This window comes from Acetobacter sp. DmW_125128 (genome assembly GCF_008704325.1).
Lineage (GTDB): Bacteria > Pseudomonadota > Alphaproteobacteria > Acetobacterales > Acetobacteraceae > Acetobacter > Acetobacter oryzifermentans.
In genome coordinates this window covers 1-3,047 of sequence record NZ_VHOP01000067.1, presented here as the reverse complement: position 1 = coordinate 3,047, position 3,047 = coordinate 1, and the positions used below count along the sequence as shown (strand labels likewise).

Genomic DNA, 3,047 nt, shown 5'->3' with positions numbered 1-3,047 from the left:
GAATGGTGGGTCACTTTTCCCTCTGGCCGCCTCTGGCACAGAGCCTGCTCAAGGGCATCCAGCACGAAGTCAGTATGGGCCGTTGATGAGACACGCCGTGAGTAGGCCCTAGTTTTCTAGACGCCTTGATCATTCAAAGTCTGCTGTTGTTCGAACTGCACGGGTGACAGCATCTCGTTCCTGACCCGCTTGCGCACCGGGTTATAGAACATTTCGATGTAGTCAAACACGTCCTGTCGGGCTTCCTGGCGCGTTTTGTAAGTTCGACGCCGGATGCGCTCACGCTTGAGCGATGAGAAAAAACTTTCCGCTACAGCATTGTCGTGGCAATTGCCGCGGCGGCTCATCGAGTGTTCCAGATTGTGAGCCCGTATGAAGGCAGTCCAGTCCATGCTGGTAAACTGACTGCCCTGATCGAGCAGATCATCGTGCAGCTTACGGTAGCCATAAACCCTGCCACTGTCGTTCCAGGCCTGACGGATCAACGTGGTCTGTCGGGCATCCTCGCAAGCCCGTCGGCTCAACGGCTCCTTCCGCCAGGCATAGTAGCCACTGGGCTGCACGGCCAGACAGCGGCACATCGCCCGAACTCCAAAACGATCACGATGCTCGGTAATGAAGGCGTATCTCACTTTGCATCCTTGGCGAAATACGCGGTGGCTTTCCTAAGAAACACCAGGCTCGGTGGCTACAGGGATGGGATGCAGGACAAACCCTAATGACTGCGCACGTCGGTGGAGATTGGAGACGACACGTTTGCGATGGATTTCATCGTCATGTCCCGCTCCGGGATCGGCATAAATCATGCCGTGCCTGAGGGTATTGTAAAACAGAACCGCTATCTTCCGAGCCGTGGCGGTGACTGCCTTGGCTTTCCCGACCCGCGCTGATAAGCGTCTGTAAAAAGCCCCCAACGCCGTATCGCTTCGCCCGAGCGTTGTGGCTGCCAGACGTAGCAGTGCTGCGGCCCGGCTTGAGGATCGGCGTGTGCGAGATGACAGAAGCTTTCCTCCGGAAATCTTGTTTCCCGGAGCAAGGCAGAGCCAGGACGTGAAATGTTTTGCACTTGGCCAGACGCGAAGGTCTGTGCCGCATTCTGCCACAAGCTTGAGTGCCAAGGAAACACCGATGCCATGGATCTGCGTGAGATCCACGCCCAGCAAGCGATATAGAATGCCGCGGACGTCGAAGGACGGAACACTCACCTGCTTTGTCTTGATCCGAGGCTTTGGGAGGTCTGCCGCAGGCTTTGCACTGCCGTGGCTCAAAAGCAGTAACAGGCCTTCCATGCGGCGATCACAGGCCATGATCCGTTCCTGATAAATATCATAGAGCTCCAGTGCCTGCGTCAGAGCGAACACATGTTCATCTCTATAATTGCCCATCAGAGCTGCCGATATCACTTCTGCCGATGAGCGGCATCTGACGTCGCGCTTAGCGGCCAGCGTCTCTGGATCACGTTCACCGCCGACAATTGCCCGGATAATCTGCATGCCTGTGACGCCAGTGATGTCGGAGACAACGTGATGGAGTTGCAGATTCATTTCCATCAGGGCTTTCTGCATGTGCTGGATATGTCCCGCAGCATACTCGACCAGACGTTCACGTTGACGCAGGTAAGCCCGCAATGCGGCAATATCGGCCTGAGGCCGAAAGCTTCCACGCAGCAAGCCATAGGAATGAAGTTGCTGGAGCCATCCGGCATCGCTCACGTCCGTCTTGCGACCAGGTACATTCTTGGCGTAGCGCGCGTTCACCAGAATGACGTCGAAACCATGCTGCTCAAGGATTTCATAAACCGGGATCCAGTAGACGCCTGTAGATTCCATGGCGACACTGGTGACTTTGCAGTCTTTGAACCACTCAGCCAACGCATGCAGGTCGGACGTAAATGTGCCAAAGGACCGGATTGGGTCCTTCGCAGCCTCAGGGGACACCGCCGCCATATGCATCCGTGATCCAATATCGATCGCAGCGGCTCCCTGAATATGGCGTGTGAGATCAAAGGACGCTTTTGCAGATTTTCGAGGCATCGTAACATCTCCACACAGTGTGCTGGAGGAGGGTGTGGAACATGCCTATCAATCATCTTCCTAACCGGGATCACCGCAAGGCGGTGTCACCATTCTCAAGTTCGCACAGTTCCATGGACCACGTTTTTTAACGGGGACGAACCCGCCAATAAGCGAACGGCCGCTACCCTCCTGTCCGGCACAATAGCATGGCCCGTTTCTATGCCGCACAGGCGGACAAACGTCCGGGATCGTTTTTTAAGATATCGCGCTCCTCGGTGACCCGGGCTAGTTCGCGCTTCAATTGCCGGATCTCGGCATCCTTGCCAGAATCGCCCGATACCACCTTCGCGAATTGCCGCTTTCACGCATACAGCGAATGTGTGCTGACCCCGAGCCGCTGCAAAACTTCCGCTACCGGATATCCCCGCTCGGTAATCTGCGTCACCGCATCACGCTTGAACTCATCACTGAAATTGGGCTTCCCCATCAACGCCTCCTGTCCTCATTTTTAGGAGCCAGGGCGTCCAGAAATCTAGGGCCTACTCACCGTAATTACTTCAGGAAGGTTTCTTGGCGCGTTCTACCATCGTGAGTCGACCGACTTATGACCTCAATGTAGAACTCGAAATTCAATCTTTAGCCTGATCTTTTTACCTTTCAGGAGTTTAAATAATGTCTCTGAGTATAAAAACGCCCCTGCTTGAATCGTTGCCGCTTGAACAGTTGAATGGAACGCAGGTCTGGATGAAAATGGAGGCGGCGCAGCCGTCAGGATCGTTCAAGATTCGCGGTATTGGTCATGCCTGCGAATATCACTATGGCAAAGGTGCGCGCCGCTTCATTTCATCTTCCGGCGGCAATGCTGGACTGGCTGTTGCTTACGCCGGTCGTAAGCTAGGTGTCCCCGTCGTCGTCGTCGTTCCAGAAACCACGTCCGAACGCGCCCGCCACCTGGAGGGTTCTAAAAACCCCCTGGTTTTGAGGTCTTCTGTATGATTCTATTTCTTCTGCGTTGATTGAGGGAATGGCGAT

General features: G+C 54.9%; 2 protein-coding genes and 2 pseudogenes. 1 reads left to right on the top strand and 3 read right to left on the bottom strand.

Annotated features, from left to right (window positions below):
• Positions 1 to 116: 116 nt before the first annotated feature.
• The 3 genes and pseudogenes from FKW19_RS14560 to FKW19_RS14550 form a co-directional block, all read right to left on the bottom strand.
• Positions 117 to 665, bottom strand: a pseudogene (locus tag FKW19_RS14560) (IS3 family transposase); the annotation flags it as partial.
• Positions 666 to 2,033 carry an IS110 family transposase gene (locus FKW19_RS14555; RefSeq protein WP_003627592.1) on the bottom strand — a complete coding sequence of 456 codons (1,368 nt, stop codon included), beginning with the start codon at positions 2,031 to 2,033 and terminating at the stop codon, positions 666 to 668.
• Positions 2,034 to 2,268: 235 nt separating this feature from the next.
• A pseudogene (locus tag FKW19_RS14550) lies at positions 2,269 to 2,502 on the bottom strand (transposase); the annotation flags it as partial.
• Positions 2,503 to 2,687: 185 nt separating this feature from the next.
• Here FKW19_RS14550 and FKW19_RS14545 point away from each other — a divergent pair.
• Entirely contained in the window at positions 2,688 to 3,011 is a 324-nt protein-coding gene (locus FKW19_RS14545; protein ID WP_003626860.1) for a pyridoxal-phosphate dependent enzyme, read from the top strand.
• Positions 3,012 to 3,047: the final 36 nt, after the last annotated feature.

Excerpts from the sequence above, each read along its gene's own strand:
- FKW19_RS14555 (WP_003627592.1), bottom strand. The coding sequence starts at position 2,033 with ATGCCTCGAAAATCTGCAAAAGCGTCCTTTGATCTCACACGCCATATT.
- FKW19_RS14545 (WP_003626860.1), top strand. The coding sequence starts at position 2,688 with ATGTCTCTGAGTATAAAAACGCCCCTGCTTGAATCGTTGCCGCTTGAA.